Annotated in this window: 13 protein-coding genes; 3 read left to right on the forward strand and 10 right to left on the reverse strand. The window is 72.2% G+C overall.

Annotation, left to right across the window (positions count from 1 at the left end; genetic code table 11):
* Nucleotides 1-51: 51 nt before the first annotated feature.
* Genes nadC through nadA form a run of 3 tightly spaced genes read right to left on the reverse strand, consistent with a single transcriptional unit; the run spans nucleotide 52 to nucleotide 3,598 of the window.
* Nucleotides 52-951, reverse strand: a complete 900-nt coding sequence (gene nadC, locus BJY18_RS12835; RefSeq protein ID WP_184780191.1) for a carboxylating nicotinate-nucleotide diphosphorylase — start codon at nucleotides 949-951, stop codon at nucleotides 52-54.
* Entirely contained in the window at nucleotides 948-2,591 is a 1,644-nt protein-coding gene (locus BJY18_RS12840) for an L-aspartate oxidase (protein WP_184780192.1), read from the reverse strand. Before BJY18_RS12840 ends, nadC begins: the two co-directional genes overlap by 4 nt.
* Nucleotides 2,588-3,598: a quinolinate synthase NadA gene (gene nadA / locus BJY18_RS12845; RefSeq protein WP_184780193.1), complete on the reverse strand. Its 1,011-nt coding sequence runs from the start codon at nucleotides 3,596-3,598 to the stop codon at nucleotides 2,588-2,590. The genes BJY18_RS12840 and nadA overlap by 4 nt, the downstream gene beginning before the upstream one ends.
* Before the next feature lie 137 nt (nucleotides 3,599-3,735).
* Between nadA and BJY18_RS12850 the strand changes: the two genes are divergently transcribed.
* Entirely contained in the window at nucleotides 3,736-4,377 is a 642-nt protein-coding gene (locus BJY18_RS12850; RefSeq protein WP_221459143.1) for an NUDIX hydrolase, read from the forward strand.
* A gap of 51 nt (nucleotides 4,378-4,428) precedes the next feature.
* Nucleotides 4,429-5,145, forward strand: coding sequence for an LON peptidase substrate-binding domain-containing protein (locus tag BJY18_RS12855; RefSeq protein ID WP_184780194.1), 717 nt, complete (start codon nucleotides 4,429-4,431; stop codon nucleotides 5,143-5,145).
* Here BJY18_RS12855 and BJY18_RS12860 read toward each other — a convergent pair.
* Nucleotides 5,120-5,764 carry a TetR/AcrR family transcriptional regulator gene (locus BJY18_RS12860; protein ID WP_184780195.1) on the reverse strand — a complete coding sequence of 215 codons (645 nt, stop codon included), beginning with the start codon at nucleotides 5,762-5,764 and terminating at the stop codon, nucleotides 5,120-5,122. The genes BJY18_RS12855 and BJY18_RS12860 overlap by 26 nt on opposite strands.
* Before the next feature lie 109 nt (nucleotides 5,765-5,873).
* On the opposite strand from BJY18_RS12860, the gene BJY18_RS12865 reads away from it, so the two are divergent.
* The gene (locus tag BJY18_RS12865; protein ID WP_184780196.1) at nucleotides 5,874-6,866 is read left to right on the forward strand and encodes an N-acyl homoserine lactonase family protein; all 993 of its coding nucleotides are present in this window, start codon (nucleotides 5,874-5,876) and stop codon (nucleotides 6,864-6,866) included.
* A 15-nt stretch (nucleotides 6,867-6,881) separates the two neighbouring features.
* On the opposite strand, the gene BJY18_RS12870 is transcribed toward BJY18_RS12865, so the two are convergent.
* From BJY18_RS12870 to BJY18_RS12895, 6 genes are all read right to left on the reverse strand, one after another.
* On the reverse strand, nucleotides 6,882-7,481 hold the full coding sequence (locus tag BJY18_RS12870) for a DUF2567 domain-containing protein (protein ID WP_184780197.1): 600 nt from the start codon (nucleotides 7,479-7,481) through the stop codon (nucleotides 6,882-6,884).
* A gap of 70 nt (nucleotides 7,482-7,551) precedes the next feature.
* On the reverse strand, nucleotides 7,552-7,746 hold the full coding sequence (gene bsaP, locus BJY18_RS12875; RefSeq protein WP_184780198.1) for a biotin synthase auxiliary protein BsaP: 195 nt from the start codon (nucleotides 7,744-7,746) through the stop codon (nucleotides 7,552-7,554).
* Nucleotides 7,733-8,764, reverse strand: coding sequence for a biotin synthase BioB (gene bioB, locus BJY18_RS12880; RefSeq protein WP_184780199.1), 1,032 nt, complete (start codon nucleotides 8,762-8,764; stop codon nucleotides 7,733-7,735). Before bioB ends, bsaP begins: the two co-directional genes overlap by 14 nt.
* Nucleotides 8,765-8,849: 85 nt before the next feature.
* Complete coding sequence (bioD, locus tag BJY18_RS12885) at nucleotides 8,850-9,578, reverse strand: dethiobiotin synthase (protein WP_184780200.1); 729 nt, start codon at nucleotides 9,576-9,578, stop codon at nucleotides 8,850-8,852.
* 51 nt (nucleotides 9,579-9,629) lie between these two features.
* The gene (locus BJY18_RS12890; protein WP_184780201.1) at nucleotides 9,630-11,816 is read right to left on the reverse strand and encodes a SulP family inorganic anion transporter; all 2,187 of its coding nucleotides are present in this window, start codon (nucleotides 11,814-11,816) and stop codon (nucleotides 9,630-9,632) included.
* A 1,011-nt stretch (nucleotides 11,817-12,827) separates the two neighbouring features.
* Nucleotides 12,828-15,089 (reverse strand): SulP family inorganic anion transporter, encoded by a 2,262-nt coding sequence (locus BJY18_RS12895; RefSeq protein WP_184780202.1) that lies wholly within the window; start codon nucleotides 15,087-15,089, stop codon nucleotides 12,828-12,830.
* Nucleotides 15,090-15,148 lie beyond the last annotated feature (59 nt).

A 15,148-nucleotide genomic window follows, 5' to 3' on the forward strand; every position in this document is an offset into this window, starting at 1 on the left:
CCTTGCCCGGCAAGGGGAGCCTAGTCCGGAGTGGACCGCCAAGACAGGGGTTCAGCGCAGATCCATCCCGAGGTCCAGCGCGGGCGAGGAGTGCGTGAGCGCGCCCACCGAGAGGTAGTCCACACCGGACTCGGCGTACTCCCGCGCACGGTCGACCGTGAGCCCGCCGGAGGATTCCAGCCGGGTCTTCGGCGCGATCTCGTCCCGCCGGGTGACCGCCTTCGCGCAGTCGCCCGGGGTGAAGTTGTCCAGCAGCACCTCGTCCGCGCCCGCCTCCAGCGCCTCGTCCAGCTGGGCCAGGTCGTCGACCTCGACCTCGCACGGCAGCTGCGGCGCGTGTTCGCGGGCCGCGGCCAGCGCCGCGGTGACCGATCCGGCCGCGACGACGTGGTTGTCCTTGATCAGCACGGCGTCGCCGAGCCCCATCCGGTGGTTCACCCCGCCACCGCGGCGCACCGCGTACTTCTGCAGCAACCGCAGGCCGGGCGTGGTCTTGCGCGAATCCCGCACCGCGGCACCGGTTCCCTCGATCGCGGACACCCACTCCGCGGTCGCGGTCGCGACCCCGGAGAGCTGGCAGAGCAGGTTGAGCGCCGTGCGTTCCGCGGTCAGCAGCCCGCGCACCGGACCACGGAGCACGAGCACCGGCTCCCCCGCGGCGGGCCGCGCACCGTCTTCACGGCTGGCCACCACTTCGAAATCGGGCCCCAGCACGGCGTCGAAAACCGCCAGTGCCACCGGAATTCCGGCGACCACTCCGGCGACCCGCGGCGTCAGCTCCGCGACGGCCCGCGCGTTCGCGGGCACTGTCGACGCCGTGGTGGCGTCCGGGCCGTACCGGAGGTCCTCCTCCAGCGCCGTCGTGACGACCCGGCGCATGTCGGCCTCGTCGAGACCGGCTTCGGCCAGCGCCAGTGCCACGGGGGCGGAGAACGGGAACAAGACGGTCATGCTGCTCCTTCCAGGGAGTTCGGGCCGACCAGCACCGGCTGGCCGGACGGGCTGAGCCGGAGCAGCTGGCTACGCCGCCAGCGGCGCTCGTCACGGTCCGGGAAGTCGGTACGCACGTGACTGGCCCGCGATTCGGTACGGCACGCGGCCGCGACGAGCAACGCCTGCGCCACCACGGTGAGCGCCGCGTCTTCCACCGCCGCATGCGTCCACAGTGGACCCAGCTCGGTGGACAGATCGAGAACCGAACCGGCGGCCGCGAGCCCGTCGGCGTCCCGTCCGATGGCGGCGTACCGGCTCATCACCCGTTGCAGCGCATCCCGTTCGGCGATCGGTGCGGACGTCCGTTCGGGCATCCGGCCACGACCCGGATCCGGCAGCATCCCGGCCGCGAGGTCCGCGGCGACCGCCTCCGCCGCCCGCTGCCCGACCACGAGACCTTCGAGCAGGCTGTTGGACGCCAGCCGGTTCGCACCGTGCAACCCGGTCCGCGCCACTTCGCCCGCCGCGTACAGCCCGGTTACCGTGGACCGTCCGTCCACAGTGGTCACTACGCCGCCGCAGGCGAAATGTGCGGCAGGAGTGACCGGGATCGGGTCCACGGCCGGATCGATGCCCACCTTCGCACAGGCCGCGTGCACTGTCGGGAACCTTGCGGCGAACGCGGAAATGCCCGTGGCATCGAGCAGAACGTGATCGTCGATGCCGCCGGGGGCCTGCGACATCCGACGGGTGATCGCCGCGGCCACGACGTCCCGCGGGGCCAGATCGCCCAGCGGGTGCACGCCCGCCATCACCGGCGCCCCCGCGCCGTCGACCAGCGTCGCCCCTTCACCGCGTACCGCTTCGCTGACCAGCGGGCACCGTCCGCGCGCGCCCGGCGTGTAGAGCACCGTGGGGTGGAACTGCACGAACTCGAGGTCCGCGACCGTCGCGCCGGCCCGCAACGCGAGCGCGAGCCCGTCACCGGTCGCCGGCTCGGGGTTGGACGTCGCCTGGTAGAGCTGGCCGAAGCCACCGCTGGCGAGCACGACCGCCGAGGCCCGCACCACGCCGGGCACGCCACGCCGGTCCAGCACGGTCACTCCCGCGACCTCGCCCGCGGGCGTGCGCAGCGCGTCGACCGCGATGTGGTGCTCCAGCACCGGCACCCGCCGGTCGGTCACCTGGCCGACCAGCGCGCGCTCGACCTCGGCACCGGTGGCGTCACCGCCCGCGTGGATGATCCGGAACGCGCTGTGCCCGCCTTCCCGGGTCCGCGACAGCCCGCCGGCCCCGCGGTCGAACACCGCACCGTTCGCGAACAGCTCCGTGACCGCGGCCGGACCACCCGCGACGATCGAGCGCACGGCGTCCTCCTCGCAGAGCCCGGCCCCGGCGGTGACCGTGTCCTCGGCGTGCTGGGCCACCGTGTCGTCCCGGTCGTGGTCGCCGGCCAGCACCACGGCCACGCCGCCCTGCGCCCACCGGGTGTTGCCGTCCGAAACCGCCGCCTTGGTCACCACGAGCACGTGCAGCCCGAGCTCGTGGGCCCGCAGCGCGGCGGTCAGCCCGGCCACCCCGCTGCCGACCACGACCAGATCGGCCCTGGCTTCCCACACCGGGGTTTTCGCCTGGAGATCGCTAACCGGGGTGGTCATTCGCCACCGCCCGGCTGCCCGATCTCGATCATCCGCCGCACCGAAGCACGCGCCCGCGCGGCCACGGCGGCGTCCACGTGCACCTCGTCGGCGCCCTGCTCCAGGCACCGCAGCAGGGCGGCCGGGGTGATCATCTTCATGTACCGGCACGAGGCCCGGTCGTTCACCGCACGGAAGTCGATCTCCGGCGCGGCCTTGCGCAGCTGGTGGATCATGCCGATCTCGGTGGCCACGAGCACCGAACGCGCCCGGGTGTCCCGCGCCGCGTGCAGCATGTCGCCGGTGGAGAGGATCTTCACCCGTTCCGGGGCCACCGCGCCCTCGCCCGCCAGGTACAGCGCCGAGGTCGCGCAGCCGCACTCCGGGTGGATGAACAGGTCCGCGTCCGGGTCCTGCTCGGCGCGCGCGGCCAGCTCGGCGCCGTTGATCCCGGCGTGGACGTGGCATTCACCGGCCCACACGTGCAGGTTCTCCCGCCCGGTCACGCGCTTGACGTGCGCCCCGAGGAACTGGTCGGGCAGGAACAGCACCTCCTTCTCGGCGGGGATCGAGGCGACCACGTCGACCGCGTTGGAGGAGGTGCAGCAAATGTCCGTCTCGGCCTTCACCTCGGCCGTGGTGTTCACGTAGGAGACCACGACGGCGCCGGGGTGCTCGGCCTTCCAGGCACGCAGCTGCTCGCCGGTGATGGAGTCGGCGAGCGAGCAGCCTGCCCGCGCGTCCGGGATCAGCACGGTCTTGCCCGGCGCGAGGATCTTCGCCGTCTCGGCCATGAAGTGCACGCCGCAGAAGACGATGGTGTCCGCCTCGCTGCTCGCCGCGATCCGGCTGAGCGCGAGCGAATCGCCGGTGTGGTCGGCGATGTCCTGGATCTCGGGCACCTGGTAGTTGTGCGCGAGCAGCACCGCGTTGCGCGCCCGGGCGAGCTCCCGCACCCGGGCCGCCCAGTCCGCGTCCGCCTCGACCCCGCCGTAGGGGATCAGGTCCTTCTCCACCGTGGTGGTCATGTGTGGCCCTCCTGGACCCGGAAACCGGCCGTTGCCACCCGGTTCCGCTCCGCCTGGTTTTCGCCTTACAATCGAAAACTGTGCGAAGTCATCTTAACACTCAGGCCCCGCTCGTCCACGAGGTTCTGGCCGCCGTCCTGCAAGTGCGTTCGGACACACTGCGGGTCCTGCTGTGGCGCCGGGCGCTCGACCCGCACCTTGGCCGCTGGTCCCTGCCCGGCGGGCGGCTGCGCCCGGACGAGGACGTGGAGACCTCGATCCGCCGCCAGCTCGCCGAGAAGGTGGATGTCCGGCAGCTCAAGCACGTGGAGCAGCTCGCCGTGTTCAGCGACCCGGACCGGGTGCCGGGGCCACGCGTCGTGGCCACCGCGTTCCTCGGCCTCGTCCCGTCGGACGTCGACCCGGTGGTTCCCGAGGACACCCGGTGGCACGACGTGAACACCTTGCCGCGCACCGCGTTCGACCACGAGGCCATCGTGCTGCGCGCCCGCGACCGGCTCCGTTCGAAACTGAGTTACACCAACCTCGGCTTCGCACTCGCGCCCGGCGAGTTCACCGTCTCCGCGCTGCGCGGCCTGTATTCCGCGGCGCTGGGCTACACGGTGGCGGCGACGAACCTGCAACGCGTGCTGCAGCGGCGCGGCCTGCTCGTCCCCACCGGGCACACCGTCTCCCCCGGCCGGGCGGGCGGGCGTCCGGCGGCGCTGTTCTCCTTCGCGGACAAGGGGATGCAGGTGACCGACCCGTTCGCGGTGCTGAAACCCCCGCCCCGCAAGTGAGCCCGCGCGCACGGACTGCGCGCCCGCCCGCCTGCCCGTACCGTGGACGCCGTGACCGAGCCGGAGCAAGCACCAGGGACCACGGCGATCCTGCCGTTGTTCCCGCTGCAGACTGTGCTGCTCCCGGGTACCCACCTGCCGTTGCACATCTTCGAACCGCGCTACCGGCAGCTGACCGCCGATCTGGTCACCGGCACCGTGCCGGGCCGCGAGTTCGGCGTGGTCGCGCTGCGTGCCCCGCTCGTGCGTGAGGTACGTGGTCTGGACCATGTGTACGACGTGGGGTGCAGCACCGTACTGCGCGAGGCCAAGCGCCTGCCGGACGGCCGCTACGACGTGATCACCCGCGCCTCCCGGCGGTTCCGGTTGCGTGAGCTGGACCGGGAATCCGCCCCGTACCTGATCGGCACGGTGGAGTGGCTGCCCGACGCGCCACTGCCCGCCGCGATCGAGGCGACCGGCCGCCGGCTCGGCGAGGTGGCCCGCACCGCGCACGAACGGTACTGCGAGTCCGCCTGGCACGCCGACGACTGGCATTCCCCGCACGAGGACGCCGACCTGACCGAACTGGCCTACCAGCTGGCCGCGGACTGCCTGCTGCCGCTGGAAGACCGTCAGCTGCTGCTGGAGGAGACCCATCCGCTGCGACGGCTGCGCATCGCCTGCCGCCTGCTCACCCGCGAGGCCGGTTTCCTGGAAACCCTCGGCGCGGTTCCGCTGCCCCCCACCCAGCTCACCGAGTTCACGAAGCCGGCGAATCTGAACTGACCGGGCGGGCGACGGCGATCGCCGCGCAGACCGAGCCGGTGAGCCGGGTCAGGTAGCCCTCGTCGATCGGCCCGCCGGTGAACCCGAGCCGGAACACCAGCGGTGCCAGCAGCAGGTCGACGGCGAGTTCGAGATCGACGTCGGCGGGCAGCTCGTTCCTGGCCACCGCCCGGGTCACCAGCGCCGCGACGGCCGCCCGGCGAGGCCCGCCCACGGCTTCGCTCAGCGCCGAGGCCAGCGACGGAGTGCGCGCGGTCTCCGCGATCAGGTCCAGCACGATGCGGATGACCGACGAGTGGCGCGCCTGCTCGAGCGTGACCTCCAGCAGCGCCCGGACATCCCCGGCGAACGTGCCGGTGTCCGCGGCTTCGGGCAGGTTGCGCCGCACCACCCCACCGACCAGGTCGATCAGCATCGCCTCCTTGGACGGCCAGCGCCGGTAGACGGCCGCCTTGCCGACCCCGGCCCGGCGCGCCACCGCCTCCATCGACATCCGGGCGTAGCCGACGTCGGCCAGCTCACCGAACATCGCGGCGGCGATCGCCTCGGTCACCGATTCCCGGAGCACCGCGGCCCCGGCGGGTTCCCGGCCGGGGCGGCGTTGCGGAGTGCGCACCATGGTCCCGCACCATACCGGAACGGAACGGTTGCGTCCCGACGTACGTGCGACTACCTTCGAACGCGAGGCCGGAACGGGACCGTTCCGACGTGAATCACGGGAGGCAACGATGACCGCCAGCAAGGTGTTCCCCCTGCGGATCGGCCGGACCAAGGTCCCCTACGGCCAGTTCTACGGTGGCCTGGGCGACTTCTCGATCGCGGAGTTCGCCGAGGACAAGGACCACTTCATCCGGGTGCCGATCCACGCGTTCCTGATCGAGCACGCCGAGCGCGGCCCGGTGCTGGTGGACACCGGGATCGGGCCGGAGCAGGCAGGCGAGCACGCCCGTTACTACCGGGGTTCGATCATGGAGTACCTGATGGACGACGACGAGTACGAGCTGCCCGCAGGCGAGCGGATGGAGGCACAGCTCGCCCGGCACGGCTACCGACCCGCCGACGTACAAGACGTGGTCATCACGCACTTCCACGAAGACCACATCGGGGCACTGAACCTCTTCCCCCACGCGCAGGTGCATCTCGGCCGGGCCGAGTACGAGGCACGCAACACCAAGGCGCTCGGTCTGATACCGCTGGCCTACCCCCGTTCGATCGAGGCGGTCCGGCACTGGCGGCCGGTCGATTTCACCGACCCCGGCATCGGCGGCTTCGACGGCTCGGCGGACCTGTTCGGCGACGGCAGCCTGGTCCTGCTGCCCACCCCGGGACACAGCCCGGGCAGCACCAGCGTCCTCGTCCGGATGGACGGCTACGACGTGCTGCTGCCAGGCGACGCGATGTACACGATCCAGCACCTGGCGCTCGACCAGGTCCGCCAAATGCAGACCGCCGACGCGGGGCTGTTCGCCGACTCGATCCGGCGGATCCAGTGGCTGCACCGGGCACTGCCGAACCTGGTCGTGCTGACCTCGCACGACCACACCCGCTACGGCGAGCACCTCCGTGCCGCGATGGCAGGCGGCGGGCTGTCCGAAGCGGATCTGGCCTGGGCGAAGGCCTGGGAACGCGACACGTTCGACCCGGTCTACAACCTCAACCCCGCGAAACTGCCGCGCTTCGTCCCCGCCGCCGACGGCGGACCGGTCGGCCAGGTGGCCTGAATTCCGTGCGCGGCCTCAGCCGAGCCGGCGGCCCAGGTCCTCCCGGCCGTTCCAGGCGGTCATCAGCGCGTAGACCAGACTGGTGAGCAGCGGCGCGGCCAGGATCACCCAGCCGGACTCCAGTCGTGGCGCCTGGTCGATCACCGCGCCGAGCGCGGGGGCGCTGTCCACCGAGTACTTCGAGTTGGCGAAGGCCGCACCCATCTGCGTGCCCAGCCAGGCGGCGAGCAGCGCCCCGCCCGCCGCGGCCAGGAGCACGACCGGTCCGCGGCGTTCGCGCAGGAACCAGGCGACCAGGCCGACCAGCAGTCCGGTGGCCATCGCGAGGAAGCCGAAGATCGCCAGGTCGTCGAAGCGGTGCCAGCTCTCCAGCTCCAGCGGTACGAGCCCGCCGTCGGCGGTCACCACGCGGGCGCGCTGCGGCGGGGCCATCAGCGACCACAGCCAGCCGAGCGGAATGCCGAGCAGGGCCGCGGTGGAGAGCACGCTCACGGCAGGCAGCAGATCCGCCTTCACCACCACGCGAGGGCGCTGCGGCGGGAACAGCAGCGGTACCGACCAGGTCTCGGCCACGGCGGACGACCGGTGTGCTGCCTTGCCCGCGGAATCGACCACCCTGGACTCCCTCCCTGCGCATGTGCGGATCGCAGCGTAACCGGTGGCCCCACCGGAGGGCATGCGCGGCTCACCCGCCGGAGGTCTCCCCGTGCCTGCTGCACCGCGCCGTCCAGCCGAACGTCGTCACCTGTACCACCATGCGCCGCGCGCAGGACCGGCAGAAGCGCGGTGGTTCCAGCGCGGTGCGCAGGGTGTGGCAGGCCTCGTGACCGGCGTCCGCCTCCGGCTGTCCACAGTGGACGCAATACTCAGAGGCTGTCACTGAGTGCCTTCACCGGCATCTTCAGCTCCGCGAGCATGTCCAGGTCCGCGGACGCGGGGCGGCCGAGGTTGGTCAGGTAGTTGCCCACGATGATCGCGTTGATCCCGCCCAGCATGCCCTGTTCGGCACCCAGGTCACCGAGGGTCAGCTCACGCCCGCCGGCGAACCGCAGCATCGTGGCAGGCATGGCCAGCCGGAACGCCGCGACAGTGCGCAGCGCGTCCTTGCCCTCGACGATCTCGTAGTTCTCGTACGGCGTGCCCGGCTGCGGGATGAGGAAGTTCATCGGCACCTCGTGCGGACTCAGCCGCGCCAGCTGCACCGCGAACTCGGCACGCTGCTCGACCGTCTCCCCCATGCCGATGATGCCGCCGCAGCACACCTCCATGCCCGCCTCGCCGACCATCCGCAGGGTCTCCCAGCGCTCCTCCCACGAGTGCGTGGTGACCACTTCGGGGAAATGCGAACGCGCGGTCTCCAGGTTGTGGTTGTAGCGGTGCACGCCCATCCCGACCAGCTCGTCGACCTGGTCCCGGGTGAGCATGCCGAGTGAACAGGCGATCTGGATGTCGTTGCCGTCCGCGCGGATCGCCTCGACGCCCTGGCGGACCTGCGCCAGCAGGCGGGCGTCCGGCCCGCGCACGGCGGCCACGATGCAGAATTCGGTGGCGCCGGTCTCCGCGGTCTGCCGCGCGGCCTTGACCAGGCCCGGGATGTCCAGCCACGCCGAACGCACCGGTGTGGGGAACCGGCCGGACTGCGAGCAGAAGTGGCAGTCCTCCGGGCAGCCGCCGGTCTTCAGGCTGATGATGCCCTCGACCTCCACCTCCGGGCCGCACCAGCGCATCCGCACCTCGTGCGCCAGCTGCAGGGCCTCGGACAACCGCTCGTCGGGCAGCCGCAGCACGGCAAGCACCTGTGCTTCGGTCAGCCCTTCGCCGCGGCCGAGTACCTGCTCGCGGGCCACGGCGAGCACGTCGCCGAGTTCCGGGCCGGTGGTCTGCGGGGCTGCGGTCACGGCGTCTCCTTCGAGTGGGGTGCGAACGGATGCCATGCTGCCCGAGCCGCTCGCGGCCCGGATGCGACCCTGCTCACGTCTCTGCTCACGTCATCCCGCCCGGCATCCGGGTGGGGAAGGCTTCCGGATCGAACTCCCCGCCGAACCACGGCGAAAGACCGAGCCGCGCCTGTTCGGCGAACGCCTCGGGTGTGGCGCCGCCGAGGCCGGCCGGCAGCACGCCGAGCAGCGGCGCTCCCGCGGCGACCGGCAGGTCGGTCAGGTTCTCCCGGGACGCGAGGTCCGGTTCGGGCGGCCACGAGCCGATCACCACACCGACCACGTTCAGCCCGCGCCGGGTGGCGACCTCGGCGGTGAGCGCGGTCGCGTTGAGCGTGCCGAGGCCCGCTGTGGCGACGATGACCACCGGCGCACCCAGCGACCACGCCACGTCGGCCAGGGTGCTGCCGTGCGGGTCGAAGCGCACCAGCAGGCCGCCGGCGCCCTCCACGAGCGTGAGGTCGTGCCCGGCGTCGAGCTCGCTCACCGCCGCCGCGATCTCCCCCGGCCCGAGAGCCGGAAGGCCGCTGCGGCGGGCAGCGGCCTCCGGCGACAACGGGTCCGGGTACCGGCGCAGCTCACGGGTGGTGACGCCCTTGCCGGCCAGCCGCACGACCTCGTCGAGGTCGCCCGCCTCGCCCGGCGCCACGCCGGTCTGCGCCGGTTTGAGCACCGCGACTCGGCGTCCCTGCCCGGTCGCCACCGCCGCGATCGCCGCGGTGGTGATCGTCTTGCCGACGTCGGTCCCGGTCCCCGTCATCACGAGCGTGGTCACGGACCACCAACTTAGTCACCCGCACCCCACCCGCACCACGCCCGTCCGGCATCACCCGCCGGCGGGGGCGGGCAGCGCCGTCGCCGGTGAGCCCGCGGCGACGAACGCACCGCGTGCCGGATCGGACAGGTACACCTGTGCGGCGCCGACGTCGAAGTACAAGCCGCTCAGCAGCAGCTCACCCCGTTCCTCGGCCTGTGCGACCAGCGGGTAGTGCCGCAGGTGGTCGAGCTGCTGCAGCACGTTGTGCAGTGCCAGCCGGTCCCGTTCGGTCGCGGGCAGCTCGCCATCGAGGGTCACCGGGCCGGAGCGGTGCTTGCTCGGCTGGGCGTGCTCCATCCACGCCGCCAGCGCCGTGCCCGGCGGGGCGCCTTCGGCGAGCGCGCCCATCGCACCGCACGAGGAGTGCCCGCAGACCACGATCTCCCGTACCCCGAGCACACCCACGGCGAACTCGATGGACGCGTTCATCGACGGGTCGGCCTGGCCGGCCGGCACCAGGTTGCCGATGTTGCGGATGGTGAACAGGTCGCCGGGCCCGGACGTGGTGATCAGGTTCGGCACGATCCGCGAGTCCCCGCAGGTGATGAACAGCGTGTGCGGCTTCTGGCCGTTCGCGAGCCCGCTGAGGGTGTCCTTGAGCAGCGGGGCGGCCCGGCGCTGGAACTCCGCCGTACCGCGGTGCGTGCGCTGGCCGGGCAGCGGCGGATCGGCCGCCTGCCAGGCCGACCACGGCGCGAGCCAGCGCGGGACGGCTTGCGCGGCCGCGGTGCGCCGCAGCGTCGGACTGCCCTCCTTGCCCTTGCCGAACCACGGATGCCCGACCTCGTCGACGGTCACCGTGCCGCCGGCGCGCTCGTGCGCCTGCTGCCAGGTGGTGAGGCTTTCGAAGGCGGCGTGGTCCAGGTAGTCGACCACCAGCTCCAGCGTGACGTTCGCACGGTCGGGGACCGTGCTGAGCACCTTCGTGAGCCGGGGCGCGGACAGGAACGTGAGCACGCCTTCCACGACCACGCGCCAGTCGTCGCCGTGCCGCTCGGCGTGGATGCCGGACCACACGGTGCGGCGCAGCATCAGCAGCACCGCCAGCGCGACGCCCGCGAGCACGCCGGTGAGCAGGTCGAACACCACCACCCCGGCGAGCGTGACCAGGTACAGCGGGAGATCGCCGTGACGCAGCACCTGCCGGAGGTGCCCGGGGTTGACCAGCTTCGCACCGACGTGCACGAGCAGCCCGGCGAGCGCGGCGAGCGGGATGCTGCCGAGGACGCCGGCGAGCGCGACCACGAACACCAGCACCCACACCCCGTGCAGCACCGCCGAGGCCCGGGTCTTGGCGCCGGCCGCGACGTTGGTGGAGCTGCGCACGATCACTCCGGTCACCGGCAGGCCGCCGATCGCGCCGGACACCATGTTGGCGGTGCCCTGGCCGATCAGCTCGCGGTCGAGGTTCGCCCGCGGCCCGGTGTGCAGCTTGTCGACCGCGACGGCCGAGAGCAGGCTTTCCACGCTGGCGATCAGCGCGATGGTGACGACCGCGACCGCGACGTCCACCCAGCCGCCGCCGGGCAGCTCGGGGGCGAAGCGGATCTGCAGGAGGTCACCCGGCAGCTCGACGCGGGGCAGCGTCATGCCCGCGACCAGGGACACCACGGTGGCGACCGCGATCGCGGCGAGCGGACCGGGCACCTTCCGCACCGCGGCGGGCAGCTTCGGCCACAGGAGCAGGATGGCGATGGTGAGCAGGCCGATCACCGCGGCGGCGCCCTGGTGATCGAAGATCTGCCCGGGCAGCTCCGCGATGTTCTCGATGGCCGAGCTCTGCGCCTTCCCGCCGAGGATCACGTGCAGCTGGCCGAGCACGATCGTCACCCCGATCCCGGCGAGCATCCCGTGCACGATGGCCGGCGAGATGGCGAGCGCGGCCCGGGCGACCCGGCTCAGCCCGAGCAGCACCTGCAGCCCCCCGGCGAGCACGGTGATCAGGCAAGTGACCTGCCACCCGAACGTGTCGATGGTTTCCGCCATCAGCACGGTCAGCCCCGCGGCAGGCCCGCTGACCTGCAGAGCGGAGCCACCGAGCGCCCCGGCGACCACCCCACCCACGACAGCGGCGATCAGCCCGGCGACGATCGGCGCCCCGGAGGCGAGCGCGATCCCGAGCGAAAGCGGCACAGCGACAAGAAAGACCACGAGCGAGGCGGGCACGTCGTGGCGAAGCACGGCAAGACGTCTCATGATCACCAGGAAACCGGGATTTGTGTGAAATGTCCGCTATGACTCACACTTTGGAGTGAATTTTTATTGGATCCCTCACTTTCGGGTTGCGCTGTTGATCAAGGCATGGAAGGGGTGAGGGTCGGGCGCAGGCAGCAGGCAGCAGGCAGCAGGCAGGCAGGCAGGCAGGCAAGCAGTGGACCGGGCAAGCAAGCAGGCAAATGGGCGGGCGGTGTCCGAGCATCGCGCCGGCGGCTGTCTCGGAGCGAGCGGACACCAGGGCCGTCCCAGCCACATGCGCCGGTGAGCCGGTGAGCCGGTGAGCCGGTGAGCCGGTGAGCCGAGAAAACTCACCGGCACCAACTTCGGAGCACGGGGCGGCGAGTGCCGGACGGCGGGCACCGGGCGAACGGGCGAAAACCCGGCCTTCGGCGTCAAGATCAGGAGACCGGGCCGCCGCATCGCCGCTACCCGCCGCGAAGGACGACCGGCGACCGCCACAACTCTGCTGCAACCGGCCCGACCGGCACAGTCGCGCCCGTCGAAGCGCCAGAGCGCGGGCGACCGGGCGACCGGTGCCGGGGCGAACGGGCCGAAGTCCCGGCTCCAGTGTCGAAGTAAGCGAGCCGGGTCTCTCTCGCCGCTACTCGCAACTACTCGCCGCGAAGGATGACCGGCCACCGCACCGCTCTGCCGCAACTAGTCCGACCGGCACATTCGCGCCCGCCGGAGCACCGAAGCGCGGGCGCGCCGGCGGACGAGGCCGGCCGGACGAACGGGGCCGCGCGGACGACGCGCGCCGGACGGACGGGAAGGGCGGCCGGGCGGACGAACGGGCCGGGCGACCGGGGCCGGGCGACCGGCGGACCGCAGGGGCCGGGCGACCGGGGCCGGGCGACCGGCGGACCGCAGGGGCCGGGCGACCGGCGAACCGGGCAGGCGGACCGCAGGGGCCGGGCGACGGTCGAACAGGGGGCGAACGGGGCGAAGGCCCGGCTCCCGGCGTCGGGATCGGGGAGCCGGGCCTTCGCGTCAGGGGGCCGGGACTCCGGCCGGGGCGAAGTCGGTCGTCGCGGTGTCCAGGAGGAAGACTTGGGCGGCTCCGACGTCGAAGTACATGCCGGTCAGGGTCAGCCGGTCCTGTGCGAGGGCGGCGGCCACCACCGGATGCCCGCGCAGGTGCGCCAGTTGCTGGACCACGTTGTGCAGCGCCAGCCGGTCCGCCTCGGCCGGGGGGCGGTGACCGGCCAGCGTCGGGGTGCGCTCTGCGGCTTGGCGGCGCAGCGTGGGCGCACCGTGCCGGAGCCAGCCGTCCAGCCCCGTCATCCCTTCCGGGACCCGGCTCAGCAGCGCCTTCATCGCACCGCACGACGAATGGCCGCACACCACGATTTCCGGCACCTCCAGCACACCCACCGCGTACTCGATCGCCGCGGCCACCGAATCGTCGCTCTCGGCCGAGGCGGGTGGCACCAGATTGCCGATGTTGCGGACCGTGAACAGGTCGCCAGGGCCGGACGTGGTGATCAGGTTCGGCACGATCCGCGAATCACCACAGGTGATGAACAACGTGTGCGGCTGCTGGCCGTTCGCCAGGCCGCTCAACGTCTCCCGCAGCAGCGGCGCGCCCCGGCGCTGGAATTCCGAAGCTCCGCGACCGAGCGGCGACTCCCCCGATCGCTGACCGGGCAGATGCTCGGCTTGCCACTGTGACCACGGCGCCAGCCACCGGGGCAACACCCGGGAGGCGAGCCCGCGCCGGACCGTCGGCTCCCCCGCACTGCCCCGCTCGTACCAGGGATGGCCGATCTCGTCGACGTGCACGCTGCCGCCGGCTCGCTGGTGCGCCTGCTGCCAGCCACGCAGGCAGTCGAACGCCGCGTGATCGAGATAGTCCACGATCAGCTCCAGCGTGACGTCCGCCCGCTCCGGCACCTGCACCAGCACTTTTGTCAGGCGGGGCACGGAAAGGAAGGTCAGCGCACCCTCGATCACCACCCGCACCCGTGCGCCGTCCGGCTCGACGTGCACCCCGGAGCTGACCATGCGGCGCACCAGCAACCCCAGTGCCAGCAGCATTCCCAGTGCAACCCCGGTCAGCAGGTTCATCGCCACCGCGCCGCCGAGCGTGACCGCGTACACCGCGAGATCGCCGTGCCGCCGCACTGCTCGCAGCGCGGGCACGTTCACCAGCTTCGCGCCGACGAACACCAGCAGTGCGGCCAGCGCGGCGAGCGGGATGAAGCGCAGCACTCCGGTCAGCAGCAGGCAGAACGCCAGGATCCAGCAGGAGTGCAGCACCGCCGAGGCACGGGTCCGCGCGCCGGCCTCGAAGTTCGTCATGCTGCGCACGATCACGCCGGTCACCGGCAAGCCGCCCAACGCACCGGACACGACGTTGCCCGCGCCCTGCCCGATCAGCTCGCGGTCGAGGTCACTGCGTTTCCCGCCGCGGCGTTTGTCCACCGACACCGCGGACAGCAGGCTCTCCAGGCTCGCGATCAGCGCGACGCTCACCGCGGCCAGCACCGGCCCGCTCCAGTCACCGACGGGCAGCTGTGGCACGAAACCGAACGATGGCAACGCATCCGGCATCTCGATCCGCGGCAGCGTCATTCCGGTGGTCACGGAAACGACCGTGGCGATCGTGACCGCGGCCAGCGGAGCGGGCACCTTCCGCACCGGCCCGGGCAGCCGGGGCCACAGCAGCAGGACCGCGATGGTCAGCAAACCGATCAGCACCGCTTTGTCGTGGTGCGCGGCGAGCTGCCCGGGCAGGGCGGCGAGGTCGGCGAGGGCGGAGCCCTGCGCCCGGCCGCCGAGCACGACGTGCAGCTGGCCGAGCACGATGGTCACACCGATGCCGGCGAGCAGGCCGTGCACGATCGCGGGGGAGATGGCCAGCGCGGTCCGCGCGACGCGGGAGAGGCCGAACAAAATCTGCAGCAGTCCGGCACCGGCGGTCACCGCGCAGGTGACCGCCCAGCCGTAGGTGGCGATGGTGTCGGCGAGCACCACAGTCAGGGCTGCCGAAGGTCCGCTGACCTGCAGCGGCGATCCGCCGAGCAGGCTCGCGACCAGGCCGCCGGCGACGGCGGAGACGAGGCCGGCGAGCAGCGGGGCTCCCACGGCGAGCGCGATACCGAGGGAAAGCGGGATGGCGACGAGGAAGACGACCAGCGAGGCGGGCAGGTCATGGCGCGCGACGGTGCGCAGGGCCCGGCCGAATCCGATTCCTCCGGGACGGCGGGACGGGGGTCCGGTGTCGTGTTCTCCGCGAATGATCTCGATCATGATCGCAGGATTGCGGAAAACGGCGGAAAAGTCCGCTACGTGAGCGATGCTCGGATTAG

It is taken from the genome of Amycolatopsis jiangsuensis (assembly GCF_014204865.1).
GTDB lineage: Bacteria > Actinomycetota > Actinomycetes > Mycobacteriales > Pseudonocardiaceae > Amycolatopsis > Amycolatopsis jiangsuensis.